The organism is Chitinolyticbacter meiyuanensis, assembly GCF_008033135.1.
GTDB classification, from domain to species: domain Bacteria; phylum Pseudomonadota; class Gammaproteobacteria; order Burkholderiales; family Chitinibacteraceae; genus Chitinolyticbacter; species Chitinolyticbacter meiyuanensis.
The window spans coordinates 2,568,041-2,589,330 of sequence record NZ_CP041335.1 but is presented as its reverse complement, the minus strand read 5'-3'; the positions used below and the strand labels follow the sequence as shown (position 1 = coordinate 2,589,330).

The window sequence follows — 21,290 nt, the reverse complement described above, 5'->3', positions numbered from 1 at the left end:
ACAAGGAGCTCATGATGCATCCGCTTAGCAAAACACTGGCGTTGTCCGTGGCAGTGACCCTGGCACTGGCTGCGTGTGGCAAGGGGGGCGACCAGGCCCAGGGTGGGCAGGGTGGCCAGATGCCACCGGCCGAGGTGGTGGTTGCCACCGCCCACACCGGTGACGCCGCCGTCACCCGCGATCTGACCGGCCGCATCACCGCCTTCCGTACCGCCGAAGTGCGCGCCCGGGTCGAGGGCATCCTGGAAAAACGGCTGTTCACCGAAGGTGGGGAGGTCCGGGCCGGCCAGTCGCTGTTCCAGATCGACCAGGGCACGCTGGCTGCGGCCTTGTCCGCCGCACGGGCCAACTCTGCCAAGGCGCGCGCCAATGTCGAGATCGCACGCCAGACGGTGGAGCGTTATCGCAAGCTGATCAATGATCAGGGTGTATCGAAGCAGGAACTCGATCAGGCCGAATCGCAGCTGAAGCAGGCGCAAGCCGACGTGGCCAGCAGCGATGCCGCGGTGAAGCAGGCCGAGATCGATGTGGCCCACGCCAGCGTCTACGCACCGATTTCCGGCCGCATCGGCCGGGCCTTCGTCACGGAAGGCGCGCTGGTCGGCAAGGGCGAGGCGACTCACCTTGCCACCATCGAACAGCTCGATCCGATCTACGTCGACTTCACCCAATCCGGTGCCGACCTGCTGCGCCTGAAGCGCGCGATCCAGGCTGGTCAGATGAAGGCCGCCGACCTGCCGGTCGAGATTGTGCTGGAAGATGGCTCGGTCTACAGCCAGAAGGGCAAGCTGCTGTTCTCGGAACAGACGGTTGATCCGGCCACCGGCACCGTCACGCTGCGCGCCGAATTCGCCAACCCGGATCGCCTGCTGCTGCCGGGCATGTTCGCCACGGTGCGCTTTGCCCAGGGCGCCGTCGGCGGCGCGGTCAAGGTGCCGCAACGCGCCATCCTGTCGAACCCGCAAGGCCAGTTCGTCTACGTGGTCGGTGGCGACAACAAGGTACAGGTCCGTCCGGTGAAGACCGGGGGCTTCTCCGGCCGTGACTGGATCATCACCAGCGGCCTGAAGAACGGCGAGAAGGTCATTGTCGACGGCCTGCAGAAGGTCGGTCCCGGCGCGCCGGTGAAGCCTATCGACGAGGCCGCCGCAGCCGCGCCGCAAGCCCAGAAGGCCTCGGCGCCGGCTCAGAAGCAATAAGGGGAGCATCCATCCATGGCTCGTTTCTTTATCGATCGTCCCATCTTTGCGTGGGTGATCGCCATCATCATCGTGCTCGCCGGCCTGCTGGCGATGCGCTCGCTGCCGATCGCGCAGTATCCGGATGTGGCACCGCCCGCGTTGTCGATCACCACGTCCTATCCCGGTGCCAGTGCCAAGGTGGTCGAAGAGACCGTCACCGCGCTGATCGAACAGGAAATGAACGGCATCGAGAACCTGCTGTACATGTCGTCCGAAAGCGATAGCTCGGGCAACATGACCATCTCGCTGACGTTCCAGACCGGTACCGATCTCGACATCGCCTCGGTCGATGCGCAGAACCGCATCAAGCGCGTCGAGGCCCGCCTGCCGGAGGAAGTACGGCAGCAGGGCGTGCAGGTGTTGAAGGCACGCGACAATTACCTGCTGTTCCTCACCTTGTTCTCGCCGGACGGCAGTTATGACGACGTGGCGCTGGGCAGCTATGTGAACGCCAACGTGATCGATGCACTACGTCGTGTGCCGGGTGTGGGCGAGGCCCAATTGTTCGGCTCCGAGTACGCAATGCGGATCTGGCTGGATCCGGCCAAGCTCGCCGGCTACAAGATGAGCCCGGCAGAAGCGCTGGCTGCGGTGCGTGCACAGAATGTGCAATTGGCCACTGGCGAGATCGGCGCGCTGCCGGCCTCCAAGGGGCAGCAGTTCACTGCCACCGTGGTGACGCAGGGCCGTTACGTGACGCCGGAGGAGTTCGGCAACATCGTGCTGCGCGACGGTGGCAATGGCGCGCTGGTACGGCTGAAGGATGTGGCCCGCGTCGAGCTTGGCGCCGCCAGCTATGACGTGAGCGCGCGCCTCAATGGCAAGCCCATCGCCGCCATCGGCGTGAAGCTGTCGCCGGACGGCAACGCGGTCGAGACCGCAAATGCCATCCGCACCCGCATGGCCGAGCTTGCCAAGTACTTCCCGGCCGGCGTGAGCTGGGAGCTGCCGTACGACACCTCCAAGTTCGTGAAGATCTCGATCGAGGAAGTGCTCAAGACCCTGGCCGAAGCCATCGTGCTGGTGTTCATCGTGATGTATCTGTTCCTTGGCAATCTGCGCGCGACGCTCATTCCGACCATCGTGGTGCCGATTGCGCTGGCAGGTGCATTGCTGGGGCTGTACCTCCTTGGTTATTCGATCAACGTATTGACCATGTTTGCCATGGTGCTGGCAATCGGCATCCTGGTTGACGATGCCATCGTGGTAATCGAGAACGTCGAGCGGATCATGAGCGAGGAGGGTCTGGCGCCGCGCGAAGCCACGCAGAAGGCCATGGGCCAGATCGTGTCGGCCATCATCGCGATCACGCTGGTGCTGACGGCGGTGTTCATCCCGATGGCATTCTTCTCCGGCTCGGTCGGCGCGATCTACCGCCAGTTCTCGGTCACGCTGGTGCTGACCATGTTCTTCTCGGCGCTGATGGCGCTGACGCTCACCCCGGCGCTGTGCGCCACCTTGCTCAAGCCGATCAAGAAGGGTGAGGAAGGCCATGGCTCCAAGGGCTTCTTTGGCTGGTTCAACCGCAAGTTCGCGGCAATGACCAATGGCTATGAGGGCTGGGTCGGCAAGCTGCTGCGTCGCAGCGGCATCGCCCTGGTGTCGTTCGCCGTGATCCTGGGCATCACCACCTGGCTGTTCATGCGCCTGCCGGGCTCTTTCCTGCCGGAAGAAGACCAGGGTTACTTCATCAACGTGGTGCAGCTGCCAGCTGGCGCCACCCGCGAGCGCACGCTGGAAGTGATGCAGCAGGTGGAGAAGCACTTCATGTCGCAACCGGCGGTGGATCGCGTGGTGTCGGTGGTCGGCTTCTCGTTCTTTGGTCGTGGCCAGAATGCCGCACTGGCGTTTGTCACGCTGAAAGACTGGAGCGAACGCAAGACGGAAGGCTCTGACATCGACTCGCTGGTCGGCGCAGCCAACATGACGCTGTTCCAGCTCAAGCAGGCGTTCATCTTCTCGACCAACGTGCCGCCGATTCCGGAACTGGCATCGGTGGGCGGTTTCGATTTCCGCCTGCAAGACCGGGGCGGTATTGGCCGCGAGCAGTTGCTGACCGCGCGGAACATGCTGCTGGGCATGGCGAGCCAGAACCCCAATCTGGTTGGTGTTCGCCCTGAAGGCCAGGAGCCGGGTCCGCAGGTATTCCTGGAGGTGAACAAGGTCAAGGCCAGCCAACTTGGCATTGACCAGAGCGAGCTCAACGCCACGCTGTCGGTGGCACTCGGCTCAGCCTACGCCAATGACTTCGTGCGCGAAGGCCGCATCCTGCGTGTGCTGATGCAGGCCACGCCGGATGCGCGGACCGATCCGGAGGACTTGCTCAAGCTGCAGGTGAAGACTCGTACAGGCGAGCTGGTACCGCTGTCCGAAATTGCCACCGTGGCCTGGGTGGTCGGTGAGGCCAAACTCGATCGCTACAACGGCCTGCCGTCGTACAAGATCGCTGGTAACCCGGCACCGGGCAAGAGTTCCGGTGATGCGATGCAGGCGATGGAAGACATTGCCGCCAAGTTGCCGGCTGGCGTGGGCTTCGAGTGGTCCGGCACCTCGTATGAGGAACGCCTGTCGGGTGACCAGGCGCCGGCGCTGTTCGCGCTGTCCATCCTGGTGGTGTTCCTGTGCCTGGCCGCGCTGTATGAGAGCTGGTCCATCCCGTTTGCCGTGCTGTGGGTGGTGCCGCTGGGTATCTTCGGTGCGGTGTTGGCAATGACGCTGCGCGGCCTGCCGAACGACGTGTACTTCAAGGTGGGTTTGATCGCGATCATTGGTTTGTCGTCGAAGAACGCGATTCTGATCGTCGAGTTCGCCCGTGAACTGCAGCGGCAGGGCAAGGGCTTGGTGGAGGCCACACTGGAAGCGTGTCGCCTGCGGTTCCGCCCGATCCTGATGACATCGATCGCCTTCATCGCCGGCGTGATGCCGCTGGCCATCAGCTCCGGTGCCGGTTCGCAAAGCCGTCACGCGCTGGGCACCGGCGTGGTCGGCGGCATGATCGCCGCCACTGTGCTCGCCGTGTTCCTGGTCCCGGTGTTCTACGTGGTGGTGCGCCGCTTCTTCCCGGACAAGACCGCAGTGGTGGAACGCAATGTCGATCCCGTTCCTGCCGACGACCACCGCTAAGGATGAGTAGCATGAGACACAAGACTTTCGCTGTATTGCCCATCGTGGCGCTGCTCGCCGCATGCTCGATGGCGCCGACCTACCAGCGCCCGGCGCTGCCGGTGCCGGCTGGCATCGGCGCCGAGGCCACCGGCTCGGCCACGCTGCCGGCCTGGCAGGAGTGGTTCGCCGATCCCGCGCTCAAGGACCTGATCGCCGCAGCGCTGGAAAACAACCGCGACCTCGCCGTGGCCACCGCCCGGATCGAGGAAGCGCGCGCCCTCTACGGCATCACCCGTGCCGACCGCCTGCCCACGGTGGGCATCGGCGGCGGCATGCAGGCCGCCCGCACACCGGAAGCAATCACCGGGGGTGATGCCGCGACCAGCCGGCGCTACGACGCCAACATCGGCATCACCTCGTTCGAGCTCGATTTCTGGGGCCGGGTGAAGAGCCTGTCCGACGCCGCCCGCGCCCAGTACTTCGCCACCGAAGAAGCGCAACGCGCGGTACGCGTGACGCTGATCGGCGACGTGGCCAACGCCTACTGGAATCTGCGCGCGTTCGAAGAGCGTGCCGACTACGCCAAAAAGACGGTGGACAGCCTCTCCGCCAGCGCCCGTGTGGTGAATCGCCGGCTGGAAACCGGCCTGTCGAACCGGCTCGATGCGCTGCAGGCCGATGCGCTGGTCGCCGAATCGCGCGCCAGCCAGGCCAATCTGGAACGCCAGGCGCGCAATGCCCGCCATGCGCTGCAGGTGCTGGTCGGCAAGGAGGTCGTCATTCCACCGGCCGCCACCGCGCTGACCAGTACGCTGCCCAATACCCGGGTGCCGGATGGATTGTCATCCGACGTGCTGCTGGCGCGGCCGGACGTGCGCCAGGCCGAGTACGCGCTGCAGGCCACCAATGCCAACATTGGTGCCGCCCGTGCCGCGTTCTTCCCGACCATTACGCTGACCGGCTCGGCCGGCAGCGCCAGTGCCGAGCTGTCCGACCTGTTTGGCGGTGGCACCCGTGCCTGGAGCTTCGCACCGCAGATCACGCTGCCGATCTTCGACTTTGGTCGCAACCAGGCCAACCTCGATCTGGCCGAGGCGCGCAAGGTGATTGCGGTCGCCCAGTACGAGAAGACCGTGCAAGTCGCCTTCCAGGAAGTGGCCGATGTACTGTCGGACCAGGCGGGGCAGCAGGCCTATGTGGAAGCATTGGAAGCGGCGGTGATGAAGCAGCGCGACCGGCTGAAGGTGGCCCAGGCGCGCTACGACGCCGGTCTCGTCGGATATCTCGACGTGCTCGACGCCCAGCGTGCGCTCTACCTGTCGGAACAGAACCTGATCGATGCCGCGCGTGCGCGGCTTGCCGTTACGGCCGAGGCCTACAAGGCCCTCGGCGGCGATGCCCAGCAGCCGCTCGATCGCAGCTGATTGGTGTCATCCAGCCTTAGCCCCGCCTACCGGCGGGGCTTTTTCATGCTCGGGAATCGGATCTGGCAGCAAAGGGCATCGCAGCAACTTCACGTGCCGGATAGGTGGTAGGGCACGGTGCCCGCTTGCTTGCGGATCTTCTTTTCCAGATACATCGCAGCATCGGCAAGGCGCAGTGCTTCTTCCGGCGCAATGATTGCCGGGTCCACCGGCAGGGTGCCGATGCTGGCGCCCAAATATTCGATGGTCCGTGCACCCAGGTCGAAATGCCCTTGCAGCAACGGAGCCAGTCGCTGGCGCAGGGCCACTGCAGCGGTAGCGGCATTTTCGTCGGGGGCAGGGCCGAGGCCGGCGACGACGAATTCATCACCGCCGAGGCGCCCGAGGATGTCGCCGGCGCGCAGCCCTTCGAGCAATCGCTGGCCTGCTGCGACCAGAAAGGCGTCGCCGGCTTCGTGGCCGAATTGGTCGTTGATCGACTTGAAGCCATCGAGGTCGACGAAGGCGATCAGCACTTGCTGCCCGGCACGTTGCGCCAGGGCAAACAGCCGTGGCAGCTCTTCGAACACCGCGCGGCGATTGGGTAGCCCTGTGAGCACGTCGGTATACGAGTGGGTCCGCAGTGCCTCGTTGGCCGCTTGCAGTTGCTGCAGCAACAGCTCCTTCTGGATGTGCTGGGCAATCAGCTCGGCAAACAGCTGCAGCACTTGCGCGCCCCTGTCGGTGAGTGGCTTGCGCGCCGAGCTTGCGGCGCACAGCGTGCCATAGAGGCTGCCGTCTTCCAGCCGGATGGGCGTGCTGGCATAGGTTGCGATGCCGAGTGCGCGGGCAGCATCGGAATCGCCCCAGTGCGTGGCCACGTCGTTGGTAAACGGCCGTTGCTCGTCCAGCGCGCGCTTGCACAGCGTATCGCCCCATGGCACCGAGAGCCCCTCGGGGATGGTCAGCGTCTGGGTATTGCGCGAATAAAGGATGCTTTGCAGGCTGGCGCCCAGGTCGATCCGGGTCAGGTAGGTCGACTCCAGATCGGTGACCAATTCCAGCATCACCAGGAGCTGGCGCACCAGCCCTTCGAAGGTCTTTTCCGTGGCCAGCGTGGCCGAAAGATGCGAAATCAATGGATCCGACATGGGCATGCTCTTGCAGGAGGCGGGGCAGTTGTCAGACGATTCTGACAACCCAGACCGAGGCTGTCAGCATCTCATTGTCGCCCGTTGCGGGCAAGCGACTGGCGTGCCAAGGCCGGTGCAGTACTAGAAACAAAACCCCGCAACGGCGGGGCTTTTCTAGGTGGAGCATCGCCATCCGGTCAGCACCCGACGCTGGGGTGCGAGCCATCGGCGCCTTGCCAGGCCGGATGGGCTTATTTGCCGAAGTACTTGGCATAGATTCGGTCGTAGCTGCCATCGGCCTTGATGGCGGCAAGGCCCTTGTTGATCTTGGCGAGCAGTGCCTTGTTGCCCTTCTTCACCGCGATGCCGTAATGCTCCTTGTCGAAGCTCGGATCATCCACCAGCTTGAGCTTGGCGCCAGGATTGTTCACCAGGTAATTGCGCACCACGCCGTTGTCGGCAATGACGGCATCGACACCACCACTGCGCAGCTCCTGCAGCGCCAGCACGATGCTCTCGAAGCGCTTGATGTCCGGGCTGGTCTTGCCATAGTGTTTTTGCGCCACGATATCGCCGGTGGTGCCGGTCTGCACCGCCACCTTCCTGCCCTTGAGATCGGCCAGCTTGGCCACCTTGCTGCCGTTACCGACCACGATCAGTTGCTTGGCCTCGAAGTAGGGCTCGGAGAAGTCCACCGTCTTCCGGCGCTCTTCGGTGATGGTGACCGCCGCGGCGACGATATCGCGATCACCATTGGCGAGGCCAACGAACAGACCTTCCCAAGGCGTGTTGATCAGCTTCACCGAGAATCCACCCTTGGCCGCGATCGCGTGCATCAGGTCGGCATCGAACCCCACCACTTCCTGCTTCTCGTTCAGCGATTCGAACGGCGCGAACGTTGCTTCGGTGCCGACGGTGTACGGCCGCTCGGCGTAGGCTGTGGCGAAAGTCAGGCCGGCAACGAGCAGGGCGGCAAGTTGGGAAAAGCGGGGCATGGATATTTCCTCTGTGAAATCAAGGCACTCCGAGCATGCGCCGATGCACCATGCCGGGGCAATTCGAGAAATCCACAATGGGCTGCTATCTTGGGCGGCGCCTTGTCACGGAGCTGCCCATGCCCACGCTGCCGCAAAAACATCTGATCGCACTGCCTGATGGTGATGTTGAATACGCACTGGCAGGCGAAGGCCCGGCCATCGTGCTGGTCAATGGCGCGGGCGGGCCGCTGGAAGGCTGGTTCCGCGTCTGGCCAGACCTCAACGGCTTGGGCCGGGTGCTGGCCTACAATCGCCCCGGGCTCGGTCGTAGCCCTCGGCCCATGTCGGCACAACATGGCACGGCCATGGTGGCGGCGCTGCGTGCACTGCTGCAGGCCGTGTCATTGGCGCCGCCCTATGTGCTGGTGGGGCATTCACTGGGTGGGCTGGTGGTGAACCTGTATGCCCGGCACCATCCGGCCGAAGTGGCGGGGGTATTGCTGTTGGAGTCAACCGCACCGGATGACGTAGCCGCCATGGCTGAACTGGAAACGCCGTTGCTGCGCACGTTGCATCGCGTGGTGGAGCGGCTGTCACCGCGCGATCCGCTCGGCGAAGTGGCGCAGCTGCCGCAAACGCTGGCCGAGTTGGTTGCGGCACCGGCATTTCCGCCCATTCCGCTCACGGTATTGAGCGGCACCAAGCCGCCACGGCTGGGCGGTGGTGCAGCCTTTGCAGTGCGCGGCCGCCATCAGGCGGCGCTGGCCAGTTTGTCGCCGCTCGGTGTGCAGCGCTTGGCTGCGCGCAGTGGCCATTTCCCGCAGTTGAGCGAGCCGGAACTGGTAGTCCGCGAGGTCGCCGCCTTGCTCGAGCGCGTGCGTGTCGGCAGTTAGGCCGCCTGGTCGCGGATGCGCTGGACGATGGCCGCCAGGCCGTTGGCGCGCGATGAACTCAAAAACCGGGCAAGCCCCAGTTCGGCCAGCCAGCCGTTGAAATCGATGCCTGCGATGGCGGTGCGCGGCTGGCCGTCGTAGGCTGCCAGCACCAGGGCCAGGAGCCCCTTGATCACCCGCGAATCGCTGTCGAGCCGCAGCGTCAGTCTAGCGTCCTGCCAATGCGTGATCAGCCAGACGTTGCTTTCACAACCGTGCACCCGGTTTGCCTCGCTGCGCTCCCCGGCAGTGAGTTCCGGCAGCTCGCGCGCCACCTGTACCAGCAGGCGGTTCTTCGCCTCCCAACTGCCGGCAGCCAGGATCTGGCGGGTGAGGGTGACGCGGTCGGGCATCATGCAAGCAGCTCCAGCGTATCGTCGATCGCGGCAAGGACCGTATCGACATCGCGCTGGGTATTGTACGCGGAAAATGAAATTCGCAAGGTTGAAGAAAGATTAAGGGCGTCGAGCAGCGGCTGTGCGCAATGGTGGCCGACCCGCACTGCAACGCCTCGTGCGTCGAGGAACTGCGCCACGTCATAAGGGTGAGCGTGGGTAAAGGCGAGCGAGGTCAGTGGCCCTTTGCCGGCAGCCGTGCCGACGAGGGTCACATCGTCGCGCTGGACAAGTTGCGCTTCTAGACGCTGCCGCAAGCTGTCCTCATGGGCCGCTAGTGCAGCGCGATCGAGTTGCTGCAGCCAGCGCAAGGCTGCGGCAAGGCCGACTGCCTGTGCTACCGGCGGCGTGCCGGCCTCGAAGCGATACGGCGGCCGGTTGAAGGTGGTACCGGTAAAGCTGACGCGCTCGATCATTTCGCCGCCGCCTTGCCAGGGCGGCATCGTGTCGAACAACGCGGCACGGCCCCATAGCACGCCGATGCCGGTCGGGCCGTACACCTTGTGGCCGGAGAACACCATGAAGTCCGCAGCCAGCGCTTGCACGTCCAGCACATCGTGGGCGGCGGCCTGGGCGGCGTCGACCAGCACCAGTGCGCCTACTGCGTGGGCGGCGGCGATGATGGCGGGCAGGTCGGGCCGGGTGCCGATGGCGTTGGACAGCGCGGTGACGGCAACAAGCCGGGTGCGTGGGCTCAATGCTGCGGCAAAGGCGGCCATGTCGAGGCTGCCGTTGGCCAACACTGGCACCGGTACGATGCGCGCGCCGCGCTCGGCCGCGACCAGCTGCCACGGCACGATATTGGCGTGGTGCTCCAGCGCGGAGACGATGATCTCGTCACCCGCCTGCAGCTGGCTGCGGCCCCAACTATGGGCAACGAGATTGATCGCTTCGGTGCTGCCGCGGGTAAATACGATCTCGCTGTGATCGGCTGCGTTGAGGAAGGCGGCAACCGTGCGGCGGGCATCCTCGAAGGCCTCGGTGGCGGCATGCGCCAGCCGGTGCGCGCTGCGGTGGACGTTGGCGTTGGCGCTTTCGTAGTAGCGGCGCTCGGCCTCCAGCACGGCCAGCGGTTTTTGCGTGGTGGCCGCGTTGTCGAGGTAGACGAGTTCCGGCTGGCTGGCGAGCAGGGGGAATTCGGCACGCAGCCGCGCGGCATCGAAGGGAGCAGAGGGCACGGAACGGCTCGCAGTAAGGGCTGTCGGCAATTGTATAATGCCCGTCATGGCCTACAAACAACCCGTCTCCGTCCTCGTCGTCATCCACACGCCGGATCTGCAGGTGCTGCTGCTGGAACGCAACGATTTTGCCGAGGCCTGGCAATCGGTTACCGGCAGCCGCGAGGGTGAGGAAGCGCTGTGCGACACGGCCAGGCGCGAGGTGCTGGAGGAAACCGGTATTACCGCCAATCCAGCCGTATTACGCGACTGGCAGACCAGCAACCAGTACGAGATCTTCGAGGTGTGGCGCCATCGCTATGCGCCGGGCGTGACGATGAACACTGAGCACGTGTTCAGCCTGCAACTGCCGGAGGCGGTATTGCCGCAACTGGCGCCGCGTGAGCATCGGCGCTTTCGCTGGGTGCCATGGCAACAGGCGGCCGAGCTGGTGTTCTCCCCATCGAATGCCGAGGCGATTCGGCAACTGCCGGAACGCCTCGGTCACTGAAGCGGGATAAGCAGGGCCGCCTGGAGGCGGCCCGTGCCGGTCAGTGCTTGGCGGGCACTTGCCAAGCCGGGTGCGGCGCTTCGTCGGACAAGCGCTGTTTATCCTGCTGCACCGGGTTGGGCACCACCGCCTTCGGTGTGACGCTGGTCGATTGCTGGCCGTTCAGCACGCTGCCGTAGCGGGCGAACGGCAGCTGGATGTTGGCCCAATCGTTGTAGTCGCGCAGCACCGCATTGCTGCCGTCCTGGCTCAGGTCGAGCGCGTAGGTTGCGGCATCGGCGTACTTGTTGTCGTTCCAGTCGGCGTACACGCCAGCATAGGCGCCGCGGCCGAGTAGGTCGGCCTCCTTCAGCGCACCCTCGTTCAGTGCCGTGCCGCTGCCATCGGAAAAGTCGATGTTCATCGTCGTGGTGCACGGGCCGTTGGCCAGCGCGCAATAGCCGCCATAGCCCCCGATACCGTGCGCGGCATACCAGCGCTGTACCGCCTCATCGGTCTTGGCATCGTTACCCACACCGGTGAGCTGGTACAGGTAGTTCATCACGCTGAGGTAGTTCGGCTTGTTGTTGTTGCCGTCATCGCCACCGTGGAACAGGCCGAGGTTGTGGCCGAGCTCGTGCATGATGGTGCCGGCCTGGTAGTTGATCAGGATCTGCAGGTCGGTCGGCGTGGCGGTGGAGAGCTGCCAGCCGCCCAGCGTCACGATCAGGTCGTTGCCCGGCAATTCGGCGCGGCCGGAACTGCCGCCGCTGCCGTCGCCGTTCTGCGAGCCACCGAACACCAGGTAGTGGAAGCTCTGGCGTCGGCGCACATCGACGCCCAGCTTGTACTCGTAGATCGATGGGCACTCGGTGCTGGTGGTCCAGTTCATCGAGACGCATGGCGTATAGGTCAGCGCGCGGCCACCACCCAGGTTGTAGAGCGCCGGATTGAGGCTGGGGCTGAACAGGGTGCCAGCGTCGAAATGCAGCGCAATGCCACGGCGGGCGAAGGCGGCCACGACCAGGTCCAGTGCTTCCTTGCGTGGTGTGGTGGCCGGATCGCTGCTCGGCATCCAGTCGACCTGGATGAATACATCGCGGCGACCGGGGCGGGCACCCAACGCATAGAAGTCGATGCCACCGTAGCTGCCGCCTGGGCGCTTGGCTGCATCGGGAATGCCGTCGTTGTCGCTGTCGACGGCATCCGCTGCCACATCGTTCACGCCACCCGGCGTCGAGAACGGTACCAGGCGCCAGTCTGCGGCGGCATTGCTGTCTGGCTGCAGCGGGAACGGCCGCACCAGCGACTTGCCAAGCGCGGCACGACCGATTGGCAACTGCGCCACATTGCTGCCGATCCAGGCTGTCGCGGTTGTCGGTTGCGCGAGATCGTCGCCGAAGCGGACGAAATCGATGGTCCGGCCTGCCTTTGAGAGCAGCTCGGCATAGCCGGCACTGCTCCAGGCCGGGTACTGCGCAGGATCCGCTACGTAGAGCAGCGTGCTCGATGAGTGCGGGTTGGGATCGGCAGTGGCAGCAATCACCAGGAAGCCGCGTGCCGCGATGCGCGTGCCGGCCGGCACGGTGTACTGGTTGACCGGGCACGGCGGCAGGCAATCGTAGGTGCGGCGGGTACGTAGCATGGCGCCGGAAAGGTCGTATTCGGTGTCACCTGCGTTATGAATTTCCAGCCACGCACCTTCGGCCGCATTGTTGGCAGCGGCAAGCTCGGTGATCACGATCTTGTCGGTGCCGGGTGGCTCGGTGGGCACGTTGGCGCATTCGGAAACGATGCTCCACGGCCCCCAGGCATCGGATTGGGTTGGATCGTTGCCCTGTGTCCACCAGCGGGCCTGGTAGATGTTGTTGCCGGCACTGACGCGCGCGCCGCCGGTATAGGCGGTGGTGGCGTTCCACGCTGCAGCCTGGCAATTGCTGTTTGCGGGCGTAGGGGTGATTGGCGTGGTCGGGACCGGCGTGCTGGTCGGTTGGGGGGACGGGCTGGGCGTGAGCGTGGGAGGAAGCGGCGATGGTGTGATGGGGGTCGGGCTGACCGGGGAAGGCGTCGTCGGGGTGACCGGCGCTGGTGTTACCGGTGTCGGCGTGGCAGGCACGGGCGTGGCGCTGCTGTCGCAGTTGCCGAGGTCGCGCCACAGCGTGGGCGTGGCGGGCGGGTTCCAGTTGGCGCCGATATAGGCGATGTGGGTGACCAGCGCCTGGTAGTTGTGGCCGGCATAGCTGCTCAGTTGCCCAGCGGCATAGCTGGGGCCTTCCTGCCAGGGTGGTTCGCACGGCGCTGCTTGGGCAGCCGCCGCGGCCAGCCCGAAGCTGGCGAGCGCAAGAACGGTGCGCAACCGTTGACTCAGGGTTTGCATGTTTCCTCTCCAGATCAAATCGTGCGTTCAGTTATATGTAAGTAAATATGACGCAAGCAAAATGATAAAGAGAAAATATTGCGATGCAACAATGTAGCCGTATTTATTTTGCTACGGCGTTGTGCGTTGCAATATATGTAGTCAAGTTGGGGAAAATACGCGCCGAACGGTGCGGAAAAACCTGAAAATGGCGAAAGCAGGCAGTTACCAGAGCGGCAGGCTGCCGCGCTCCTGCTGCTGTGGCGCCTCGGCGAAGCGCACACCCACGCCGAGCAAACGCACGGGCTTGGCACCGCGCGGCCAAGCCCGCTCCAGCAAGGCCTGGTAGACATCGCTGCGCGGCTCCTGGCACACACATTCGATGGTGGTCTGGGTGAAGTCGCGATACTTGATCTTGACCACGGCCTTGTGCGGCAGCAATGTGCCGCCGTGGCGCGCCAGCCGGGCAGTCAGATCGTCGTACAGCGGCGGCAAGGCGGCCATGCAACTGGCGAGGTCCGGCAGATCCTCCGCATAGGTAGTTTCCACCGACAGCGACTTGCGCACGCCGTCGTTGTGCACCGGCCGCTCATCGATGCCGCGGCACTGGCTATACAGCGAGGCCCCCAGATTGCCGAATTCGCTCACCAGCCGTTCCAGCGGCCAGGTCTGCGCATCGCCGCAGCTGACAAGGCCTTGCTGTGCCAACCGCTCGGCGGTGACCCGCCCTATGCCCCACAGCTTGGCGATCGGCAGCTCCGGCATGAAATCGGCGACGTCCTGCGGCCGGATCACGAACTGGCCATCCGGCTTGTTCCAGTCGCTGGCGATCTTGGCCAAAAGCTTATTGGGCGCGATGCCGGCGCTGGCGGTGATGCCAACTTCCTCGCGGATACGGCGGCGGACCTCCTCGGCGATCAGCGTGGCACTGCCCTTGCAATGGGCGCTGCCGGTCACGTCGAGATAGGCTTCGTCCAGCGACAGTGGCTGGATGTGCGCGGTGTAGTCCTTGAAGATGGCATGCACGCGGCGTGAGGCCTCGCGATAGCGGTCGAACGAATGCGGCAGCAGGGTCAGCGTGGGACAGAGCCGCAGCGCCCGGCTGGTCGGCATCGCCGAATGGATGCCGTAGCGCCGGGCCACGTAGTTGCAGGTGGAGATCACGCCGCGCTGGTCGGCCCGCCCGCCCACGGCCAGCGGCAGATCACGCAGTTCCGGCCGGTCGCGCATCTCCACGGCGGCGTAGAAGCAATCGCAATCGATATGGATGATCTTGCGGGCGATGTCCAAGCCGGCCTCCTGCAAACGACGCTAAATTGTACGTTCGTTCTACATGCGCGCCAAGCGGCGCCGTGGACGCACAACTGCAATCTTGATCGGGGATGCTGGCAGATTCGGCCAGTGCCGTGGCGGCGCCTGGGCGCCGGACGGTGGCCGTCAGCGGGGCCGGATCATTGAAACACGCAGTTGCGCAGGGCCAGTACGGCGCCGACCAGGCCGGCCTGATTGCCGGTTACCGCTTCATTCCGGGTGAGCCGGGGCGAGAGATCGACTCCGACACCGCCGCGGCATGGCTGGCGTCGGCGGATGAGAGTGGCGACTTTGTCTGGCTGCACTTCAATCTTGCGCATGCGGCCTGCGAGCGCTGGCTGCACAGCCGGCTGGCCTTGCCGGAAGCCTTCTTCGAGGCGGTCCGCGCCGGGCCTGGTTCCACCCGTATCGAGCACGTGCCGCCGGTGTTGCTGGCAGTGATCAACGATGTCACCTTCGAATTTGGCGCGACCACGCTCGAGATCGCCACGCTGCAGGTATGCGCGCAGCGCCGTCTGCTGGTGACCACCCGGGCCACGCCGCTGCGCTCGGTCGATCGGCTGCGCGCTGCGGTGAAGAACCGTGAGCGCTTCCATTCGCCGCTGGCACTGCTGGTGCATCTGTTGCGCGACCAGGCCGACGTGTTGATGCAGATCGTGCGCGAATCGGCGACGCAGGTCGACGCGATCGAGGACAGGCTGCTGGCGCAACGGTTGCATGACAGCCGTACCGAGCTGGCGGCGCTGCGCCGCAGCCTGGTGCGGGTGCAGCGGCTGCTGGCACCTGAGCCTGGCTCGCTGTTCCGCTTGCTCAACCGTCCGCCGGACTGGCTGCGTGAACGCGATGTGGACGAGTTGCGCACCGCCACCGAAGAGTGTGCGCTGGTGCTGAACGATCTGCATGCGCTGGTCGAGCGGATCAAGCTGCTGCAGGAGGAGCTTGCCGCCACGCTGAACGAGCAGACCAACCGCACGCTGTTCGTGCTGACCATGGTCACGGTGCTGGCACTGCCAATCAACATCGTTGCCGGCTTCTTCGGCATGAACGTCGGCGGCGTACCACTCGCGGACAACCCGCATGGTTTCTGGTTGCTGGTGGCGCTGGTGGCTGGGTTCACGCTGCTGGCGGCGCGTTGGGCCTTTCGCAAGCGGAGCTGATGGCAGACCCTGGGCGGCGGGATCAAGCCAGCGTGTGTCATCGCTTATCGGGCGAGGTTGCACCAGTGCTTGGGATTCTCGTAGCCGGTGGTTTTCCATTGTGCGTAATGGGCATCGCCACAGGCGAGGGGCACGATCTTGTCGAAATCGATGTCGTCGTAGCTTTTTCCCCATAGGCAATTCGCGCCATCGTAGGAGGCACACGCTGGGTTGCCGTCGGGCATCAGGGTGTACACCAGCAGGCCGCCGTTGGGCGCAGGGAATTCCCGCTCTGGCCAGCGTGTCCGGTGGGCGGTCTTGCGCTTGGCTTCGCGTTCGAGCTGTTCCTGCTGCGCATTTTTCCTGGCTGTCTCTTCGTCCACCGGTGTTGGCGTTGCTTCGGCGGTACGGGCCTTGGTGGGGGCGGGCAGGGCTGTTGGCGGCGCACTGGCGATGGGTGTTTCCACTGCAGGCGCCGCAGCCTGCACGATCGCGGATTGGGGTTGCTTGGCCGCATCGACGGCCGCTTCCTCGGCGGTGGCCTTTGGCGACGAGGAGGGAATGAAGGTCAGCAACAGGCCCAGTGTCAGTACCAGCAGGCCAATCGGCAAGGTCAGCCGCTTCTGCTCGGGTGACACCTCGATCATCCCACCCAGCTTGGAGACAAAGCCCAGCAGCAGGAAGAACAGGCCCGCGAGGATCAGGATGGTGGGAATGGGTGTTTTCTGGATGGCGGCGATGATGACTTCCATGAGCGTTCCCGGCATGAAGGCGTGCAGATGAAGACGCACTGGTGAAACTGCCCTGATTTTGCTTTCTTAAATCAATATTTTGTATGAAATATATGGGTTAGTTTTTCTGGAACTATCGGGTTTGTCGGCCCAGCGGCAGGTCGGCGTCGGGCCGCGGTTTTTCCGCTCGACAGTTGAAGCCGAATGCTGGCTGCCCTAAGCACGGGAAGTGCTCATCGAGTTGTGGCCCGTACAGCGAGCGGCTACGATCGCCGGCATCCTCCAACAGCGGGTTGCCATGGATTCCCTGACCCAGATCGTGCTTGGCGCCAGTGTGGCCGCGCTGGCCGCACCACCCACACAACGCCGGCGTGCGCTGGCGGTCGGCGCCGCGCTTGGCACGCTGCCGGATCTCGACATCATTCCGCTCAAGCTTCTGGGCGTGGATGCCATCACCAACGTCACCTGGCATCGCGGGCCGTCGCATTCGCTGCTGGTACTCACAGCGCTGGCCTTGCTGCTCTGGTTGCTGGCGCGCTGGCGTAGCCCTACCGTACAAGCGGCGCAGGGGCGCTGGCTGGCGGCGATCTGGCTGGCGCTGGTCACCCATCCGCTGCTCGATGCGTTCACCGTCTATGGCACCCAGTTGTGGTGGCCGCTGAGCGCACCGCCGACCATGTGGTCCAGCGTCTTCATCATCGATCCGCTGTACACGGTGCCGCTGATTGCCGGTTGCATTGCGGCTTGGTGCTGGCGCGAGCGCACCACGGCGCAGCGCTGGCTGTGGGTGGGGGTGCTGCTGAGCTCGGCCTATCTCGGCTGGTCGTTGCTGGCCAAGGCGCGGGTCGACGATGTCGCCACCCGCACACTGACGGCGCGGGGCCTGGCCGAAGCGCCGCGCTTCTCGGTGCCGGCGCCGTTCAATACGTTGCTATGGCGAGTCGTGGTGCTGACATCCGACGGCTTTCTGGAAGGTGATTACTCGCTGGTGGCCGACAGCGGCCCGATCCGCTTCCGGCATTACCCGAGCGACCAGGCGGCGCTGGCCTTGGTGGCCGAAGCCCCGGCGGTGGCGCGGCTGCTGTGGTTCACCCATGGTTTCGTCAAGGCCGAGGCGCGCCAAGGCACGCTGGTGCTGGCCGATCTGCGCATGGGCGCAGAACCCGATTACAGTTTTCGCTATGCAGTGGCGCGACAGAACGGCCAGGGGCTGTGGCAGCCGGTACGGCCGCAGCAGCTCGATTGGTCGTTCACCAGTCGCCGTGGTCTTGGCGAGTTATGGCAGCGCATCTGGCGCCCGGCCAAGGAGCCGACATGAATCTGGGCAAGCCCGGTTGGTGGGATCAGGCCTGCGCTGAGCTCACCGCCAACGACCCGGTGCTGGCGCGGCTGATCGCCAGTTATCCCGGCATCAGCCTGGAGGGGCGCGGCGACGTGTTTCTGACGCTGGCACGCTCCGTGGTGGGCCAGCAGATCTCGGTGAAGGCCGCCGATTCGATCTGGCGCCGGGTGGTCGAGGCCGTCGGCGCGATGGAGAGCCGCCGGGTACTGGCCGCCGATCCGCTTGCGCTGCGGGCCTGCGGCCTGTCGCAGCGCAAGGTGGAATACCTGACTGACTTGGCACGCCATCACGCCGATGGTCGGCTCGATCGCGAATTGCTCGCCGGGCTCGACGATGAGGCGCTGATCGGTGCGTTAACCGACATCCGTGGTATCGGTCGCTGGACCGCCGAGATGTTCATGATGTTCCACCTGCTGCGGCCCAATGTATTGCCGCTTGACGACATCGGCATCGTGCGGGCGATCGCGCTGCTATACCACGGCGGCGAGCGCCTGCCCAAGGCGGAGATCAGGCGTCTGGCGGAACCTTGGCAGCCCTGGTGCACGGCAGCATCGTGGTACCTGTGGCGCAGCCTGGAACCGACGCCGGTGTCGTACTGATTCAGTGGGCGCAAGGGTTGTGGCGCCGCTGTGCCGGGGCAGGGTTTGTCAGAGCGTGCGCAGCGCGCCCTGGAAATCGGCGATCCGGCTGTAACCCTTGCTCTCCATCAGGCGTGCCAGCTCGCGATTCAGCCGGCTGAACACGCCAAGCCCCTCTTCATACAAGGCCGTGCCGACCTGGACCAGCGTTGCGCCGGCCAAGAGGTGTTGGAACACGTGCTCGCCGCTGCGCACACCGCCGCAGCCGATGATGACCTTGCCCGGGCAGCGCCGGTGGAAGGCGTTGACGTTGGCCAGCGCGATCGGCAGTACATAGTCACCCCCCAGGCCGCCGAAGCCATCCTTGGGGCGGATCACCGTCGATTCGTTCGCGGTATCGATCACCAAAGCATTGCCGACCGAGTTGATACAGGTCACCCACGCCAGATGATCGTGGCGGTTGAGGATCTCGGCAGCGGCATCGAAATGGGCAAAATCGAAGTAGGGCGGCAGCTTCACCCCAAACGGTCGGCGATAGGCGCTGGCGACTTCGGTGACGAGTTCGTCCATCGCCGCGAAGTCGTATGCCGGCTGCGCCTTGCCCGGCACATTCGGGCAGGACAGGTTGAGTTCCAGCTGCACCGGTAGCACGGCATCGCGCGCCGCGGCGACGATGGTGAGATTGTCGTCGAGCGTGAGACCGGATACCGAGAAGAACAACGGCTTTTGCTCGTAATCGTGCTGGGCGGCGTAGTCGAGATAGTAGCCATGCCCCTCGTTGGGCAGGCCCATGGAATTGAGACTGCCGGCAAGGCCGGGCCCGGTGAGGGTGCGATAACGCGGTTCCGGGTTGCCGTCGCGCCGGGTCAGCGTGCAGCTCTTGGTGACCATGGCGCCGGCGGCGCTGTCCAGCAGTGCTTCGAGCTCGGCAACGCGCGTGCACCATACGCCCGAGGCGTTCATCAACGGGTTGGCCAGCGGCAGCGACAGGAATTCGGTGGAAAGATCGGGGGCGGACATATCCTGCTCCACAACGGTCATCGTGGTGTCAGGATAAGCGCGGTGGGCGCGGCAAACTGTGCGCCCGATCAAGAAACGCGTGCGAAAAGGCCTGCCGATTGCCCGGCGGCAGGCGGTAAAAACGTCAGATGTCGCGGCGGACCACGCCGGTATCGGCGGCGGCCAGCGAGCACATCACCGCGCGCCAGCCATCGCTGGCGCCGTCTTCCAGGCCGGAAAACACCTGGGCCATGATGGCGCGCTGGCTGCCGGAGAGCTCGCGTTCCAGCACCACACCATCGTCTGACAGATACAGGCATTTCACCCGGCGATCATGCTCTGCCGCCCGGGCCTCGATCAGGGCTGCGGCCTGCAGTTCACGCAGTGGTGCATGCAGCGCCTGCTTGCTCACGCCAAGGCGCGCCAGCAGCGTGTTCACCGAGAGGCCGGGTTCGCGGGCGATGAAATAAAGCACGCGGTGGTGAACCCGCCCCCAGCCGCGCGCAGACAGCAGCGCATCGGGCTGGGTGGTGAATGCCCGGTAGGCGTAATAGAACAATTCCAATGCGGCGTTGAGCCGGCCTTCCTCAATGTCAATCATGTTGACTTATGTTCTGTCGTTATGCAGGATATGGCAATCATCCTGACTAATTATTGTGGTCCATTCACCCGCGAACGGCGCATTCCACACGATCGCCGGTTCACGGCAGGGCAAACCGTACCAGCTCCCAGGCCCAAGGTGAACACCAACGCGTACGACGCGTGCATTTTGCGACACCAATCACGCCCGCAGGGCGTGCCGCCGATCGCCTGGAGCCCACATGTTCGCTGAACGCATTGCCCGACTGACCCCTTCGCTGGTCCGCGAGATCCTCGCGGTTACACAGCGCCCCGAAGTGATTTCCTTTGCCGGCGGCCTGCCGGCCGACGACGCACTGTTTCGCCCCGATACCGCGCTGATCCAGAACCTGCCGGACGTGTGGCAATACGGCCAGAGCGAAGGCGAGTGGCGGCTACGCGAGCTGGTGGCCGCGCGTGCCGCGGCCATCGGCCTTGCTTGCAGGCCGGAGCAGGTGCTGATCCTGAACGGCTCGCAGCAGGGCATCGATCTGGTCGCCAAGCTGATGGTCGAGCCCGGCACGCCGGTATTGGTGGAAGCACCAGCCTACCTGGCAGCGCTGCAGGCGTTTGGCCTGTTCGGCGCCGAGTTCCTACCCTTTGGCGTCGATCCGGCTGCCGGCCCGGATTGGGCGGCCATGGGGGAGGCAACCGCGCGAGCACGCCTGAGCTATCTGACCCCCACGTTCCAGAACCCCAGCGGCTATTGCTACAGCGCCGCCGAGCGCCAGCGCGCTGCCGCGCTGCTCGATGCCAGCGAGGGCATGGTGTTCGAGGACGATCCGTATCGCGATCTTGCCTACGACGGCGCCGCACCGGCGCCGCTGGTTGCTGGCCTGAGCCGCGCTCGCTGGGTGTATCAAGGCTCGTTCTCCAAGACCTTGGCGCCCGGCCTGCGCCTCGGTTACCTAATCGCTCATCCGGGCTTGGTGGTGCCGCTTACCCGGCTGAAACAGGCAGCCGACCTGCACAGCAACCGGTTGAGCCAGCACATCGTTGCCAGCGTGCTGGAGTCGGGTACGCTCGATGCACACGTCGCCAGCATCCTGCCAGGCTACCGCGCGCGGCGCGATGCGATGGCGGCAAGCTTGGTCCGTCACTTCGGAGATCGCGTGCGTTGGTCGCTGCCGGCGGGTGGGCTGTTCTTCTGGGTGGCGTTGCCGCAAGGGATAGACAGCATGGCGCTGATGCGGGCAGCACTGGCCGAGAACGTGGCGGTCATGCCTGGGGAGGCCTTCTACCCCGCGAATGCACAGCAAGGCGGCTGGCTGCGGCTCAATTTCAGCCACGCTAGCGAGGCGCGGATCGATGCCGGTCTGGCGCAGCTCGCGGCGCTGGTCGAGCAGCAGCTGCGCCAGGCGGCCTGATCCGGTGGGCTGCGGGGTG

18 protein-coding genes are annotated in these 21,290 nt (G+C 64.9%); 9 read left to right on the top strand and 9 right to left on the bottom strand.

Annotated elements, in window-relative coordinates; all coding sequences use genetic code 11:
- Positions 1–11: 11 nt before the first annotated feature.
- From FLM21_RS12270 to FLM21_RS12260, 3 genes are read left to right on the top strand one after another with little or no spacing between them, the layout of a single operon-like run.
- The gene (locus FLM21_RS12270) at positions 12–1,199 is read left to right on the top strand and encodes an efflux RND transporter periplasmic adaptor subunit (RefSeq protein ID WP_246120717.1); all 1,188 of its coding nucleotides are present in this window, start codon (positions 12–14) and stop codon (positions 1,197–1,199) included.
- A 15-nt stretch (positions 1,200–1,214) separates the two neighbouring features.
- Entirely contained in the window at positions 1,215–4,364 is a 3,150-nt protein-coding gene (locus FLM21_RS12265) for an efflux RND transporter permease subunit (protein WP_148715835.1), read from the top strand.
- An 11-nt stretch (positions 4,365–4,375) separates the two neighbouring features.
- Positions 4,376–5,770 (top strand): efflux transporter outer membrane subunit, encoded by a 1,395-nt coding sequence (locus FLM21_RS12260; protein ID WP_148715834.1) that lies wholly within the window; start codon positions 4,376–4,378, stop codon positions 5,768–5,770.
- Between the two features lie 89 nt (positions 5,771–5,859).
- On the opposite strand, the gene FLM21_RS12255 is transcribed toward FLM21_RS12260, so the two are convergent.
- Together FLM21_RS12255 and FLM21_RS12250 are read right to left on the bottom strand one after the other, a co-directional pair.
- Entirely contained in the window at positions 5,860–6,900 is a 1,041-nt protein-coding gene (locus FLM21_RS12255) for a GGDEF domain-containing protein (protein WP_148715833.1), read from the bottom strand.
- A gap of 233 nt (positions 6,901–7,133) precedes the next feature.
- A complete protein-coding gene (locus FLM21_RS12250) occupies positions 7,134–7,877 on the bottom strand; it encodes a basic amino acid ABC transporter substrate-binding protein (RefSeq protein ID WP_148715832.1) in 744 nt (247 codons plus the stop codon).
- A gap of 119 nt (positions 7,878–7,996) precedes the next feature.
- Here FLM21_RS12250 and FLM21_RS12245 point away from each other — a divergent pair, with 119 nt between their 5' ends.
- A complete protein-coding gene (locus FLM21_RS12245) occupies positions 7,997–8,752 on the top strand; it encodes an alpha/beta fold hydrolase (RefSeq protein WP_148715831.1) in 756 nt (251 codons plus the stop codon).
- On the opposite strand, the gene FLM21_RS12240 is transcribed toward FLM21_RS12245, so the two are convergent.
- Positions 8,749–9,147, bottom strand: coding sequence for a SufE family protein (locus tag FLM21_RS12240; protein WP_148715830.1), 399 nt, complete (start codon positions 9,145–9,147; stop codon positions 8,749–8,751). The two genes, FLM21_RS12245 and FLM21_RS12240, sit on opposite strands and share 4 nt — an antisense overlap.
- Positions 9,144–10,364, bottom strand: a complete 1,221-nt coding sequence (locus FLM21_RS12235) for an aminotransferase class V-fold PLP-dependent enzyme (RefSeq protein ID WP_148715829.1) — start codon at positions 10,362–10,364, stop codon at positions 9,144–9,146. The genes FLM21_RS12240 and FLM21_RS12235 overlap by 4 nt, the downstream gene beginning before the upstream one ends.
- 46 nt (positions 10,365–10,410) lie before the next feature.
- Between FLM21_RS12235 and nudB the strand changes: the two genes are divergently transcribed.
- The gene (nudB, locus tag FLM21_RS12230) at positions 10,411–10,854 is read left to right on the top strand and encodes a dihydroneopterin triphosphate diphosphatase (RefSeq protein WP_148715828.1); all 444 of its coding nucleotides are present in this window, start codon (positions 10,411–10,413) and stop codon (positions 10,852–10,854) included.
- Between the two features lie 40 nt (positions 10,855–10,894).
- Here nudB and FLM21_RS20845 read toward each other — a convergent pair whose 3' ends face one another.
- Positions 10,895–13,210 (bottom strand): carbohydrate-binding protein, encoded by a 2,316-nt coding sequence (locus FLM21_RS20845; RefSeq protein WP_187359883.1) that lies wholly within the window; start codon positions 13,208–13,210, stop codon positions 10,895–10,897.
- Between the two features lie 204 nt (positions 13,211–13,414).
- Positions 13,415–14,479 (bottom strand): DNA polymerase IV, encoded by a 1,065-nt coding sequence (gene dinB, locus FLM21_RS12220; RefSeq protein WP_148715827.1) that lies wholly within the window; start codon positions 14,477–14,479, stop codon positions 13,415–13,417.
- Positions 14,480–14,643: 164 nt separating this feature from the next.
- On the opposite strand from dinB, the gene FLM21_RS12215 reads away from it, so the two are divergent.
- Positions 14,644–15,657: a transporter gene (locus FLM21_RS12215; protein ID WP_246120716.1), complete on the top strand. Its 1,014-nt coding sequence runs from the start codon at positions 14,644–14,646 to the stop codon at positions 15,655–15,657.
- Positions 15,658–15,701: 44 nt separating this feature from the next.
- On the opposite strand, the gene FLM21_RS12210 is transcribed toward FLM21_RS12215, so the two are convergent.
- A complete protein-coding gene (locus FLM21_RS12210; protein WP_148715825.1) occupies positions 15,702–16,388 on the bottom strand; it encodes a hypothetical protein in 687 nt (228 codons plus the stop codon).
- Positions 16,389–16,665: 277 nt separating this feature from the next.
- On the opposite strand from FLM21_RS12210, the gene FLM21_RS12205 reads away from it, so the two are divergent.
- Positions 16,666–17,685 carry a metal-dependent hydrolase gene (locus FLM21_RS12205; RefSeq protein WP_148715824.1) on the top strand — a complete coding sequence of 340 codons (1,020 nt, stop codon included), beginning with the start codon at positions 16,666–16,668 and terminating at the stop codon, positions 17,683–17,685.
- Positions 17,682–18,308 carry a DNA-3-methyladenine glycosylase family protein gene (locus tag FLM21_RS12200; protein WP_148715823.1) on the top strand — a complete coding sequence of 209 codons (627 nt, stop codon included), beginning with the start codon at positions 17,682–17,684 and terminating at the stop codon, positions 18,306–18,308. The genes FLM21_RS12205 and FLM21_RS12200 overlap by 4 nt, the downstream gene beginning before the upstream one ends.
- Before the next feature lie 48 nt (positions 18,309–18,356).
- On the opposite strand, the gene FLM21_RS12195 is transcribed toward FLM21_RS12200, so the two are convergent.
- Both FLM21_RS12195 and FLM21_RS12190 read right to left on the bottom strand, forming a co-directional pair.
- Positions 18,357–19,307 carry a dihydroorotate oxidase gene (locus FLM21_RS12195; protein ID WP_148715822.1) on the bottom strand — a complete coding sequence of 317 codons (951 nt, stop codon included), beginning with the start codon at positions 19,305–19,307 and terminating at the stop codon, positions 18,357–18,359.
- Between the two features lie 124 nt (positions 19,308–19,431).
- A complete protein-coding gene (locus tag FLM21_RS12190; RefSeq protein WP_246120715.1) occupies positions 19,432–19,887 on the bottom strand; it encodes a MarR family winged helix-turn-helix transcriptional regulator in 456 nt (151 codons plus the stop codon).
- Positions 19,888–20,107: 220 nt separating this feature from the next.
- Here FLM21_RS12190 and FLM21_RS12185 point away from each other — a divergent pair, with 220 nt between their 5' ends.
- A complete protein-coding gene (locus tag FLM21_RS12185) occupies positions 20,108–21,271 on the top strand; it encodes an aminotransferase-like domain-containing protein (protein WP_148715821.1) in 1,164 nt (387 codons plus the stop codon).
- Positions 21,272–21,290 lie beyond the last annotated feature (19 nt).

Excerpts from the sequence above, each read along its gene's own strand:
- FLM21_RS12205 (WP_148715824.1), top strand. The coding sequence starts at position 16,666 with ATGGATTCCCTGACCCAGATCGTGCTTGGCGCCAGTGTGGCCGCGCTG.
- nudB (WP_148715828.1), top strand. The coding sequence starts at position 10,411 with ATGGCCTACAAACAACCCGTCTCCGTCCTCGTCGTCATCCACACGCCG.
- FLM21_RS12185 (WP_148715821.1), top strand. The coding sequence starts at position 20,108 with ATGTTCGCTGAACGCATTGCCCGACTGACCCCTTCGCTGGTCCGCGAG.
- FLM21_RS12250 (WP_148715832.1), bottom strand. The coding sequence starts at position 7,877 with ATGCCCCGCTTTTCCCAACTTGCCGCCCTGCTCGTTGCCGGCCTGACT.
- FLM21_RS12200 (WP_148715823.1), top strand. The coding sequence starts at position 17,682 with ATGAATCTGGGCAAGCCCGGTTGGTGGGATCAGGCCTGCGCTGAGCTC.
- FLM21_RS12195 (WP_148715822.1), bottom strand. The coding sequence starts at position 19,307 with ATGTCCGCCCCCGATCTTTCCACCGAATTCCTGTCGCTGCCGCTGGCC.
- FLM21_RS12240 (WP_148715830.1), bottom strand. The coding sequence starts at position 9,147 with ATGATGCCCGACCGCGTCACCCTCACCCGCCAGATCCTGGCTGCCGGC.
- FLM21_RS12255 (WP_148715833.1), bottom strand. The coding sequence starts at position 6,900 with ATGTCGGATCCATTGATTTCGCATCTTTCGGCCACGCTGGCCACGGAA.
- FLM21_RS12245 (WP_148715831.1), top strand. The coding sequence starts at position 7,997 with ATGCCCACGCTGCCGCAAAAACATCTGATCGCACTGCCTGATGGTGAT.
- FLM21_RS12260 (WP_148715834.1), top strand. The coding sequence starts at position 4,376 with ATGAGACACAAGACTTTCGCTGTATTGCCCATCGTGGCGCTGCTCGCC.
- FLM21_RS12265 (WP_148715835.1), top strand. The coding sequence starts at position 1,215 with ATGGCTCGTTTCTTTATCGATCGTCCCATCTTTGCGTGGGTGATCGCC.
- FLM21_RS12210 (WP_148715825.1), bottom strand. The coding sequence starts at position 16,388 with ATGGAAGTCATCATCGCCGCCATCCAGAAAACACCCATTCCCACCATC.
- FLM21_RS12190 (WP_246120715.1), bottom strand. The coding sequence starts at position 19,887 with ATGATTGACATTGAGGAAGGCCGGCTCAACGCCGCATTGGAATTGTTC.
- FLM21_RS12270 (WP_246120717.1), top strand. The coding sequence starts at position 12 with ATGATGCATCCGCTTAGCAAAACACTGGCGTTGTCCGTGGCAGTGACC.
- FLM21_RS20845 (WP_187359883.1), bottom strand. The coding sequence starts at position 13,210 with ATGCAAACCCTGAGTCAACGGTTGCGCACCGTTCTTGCGCTCGCCAGC.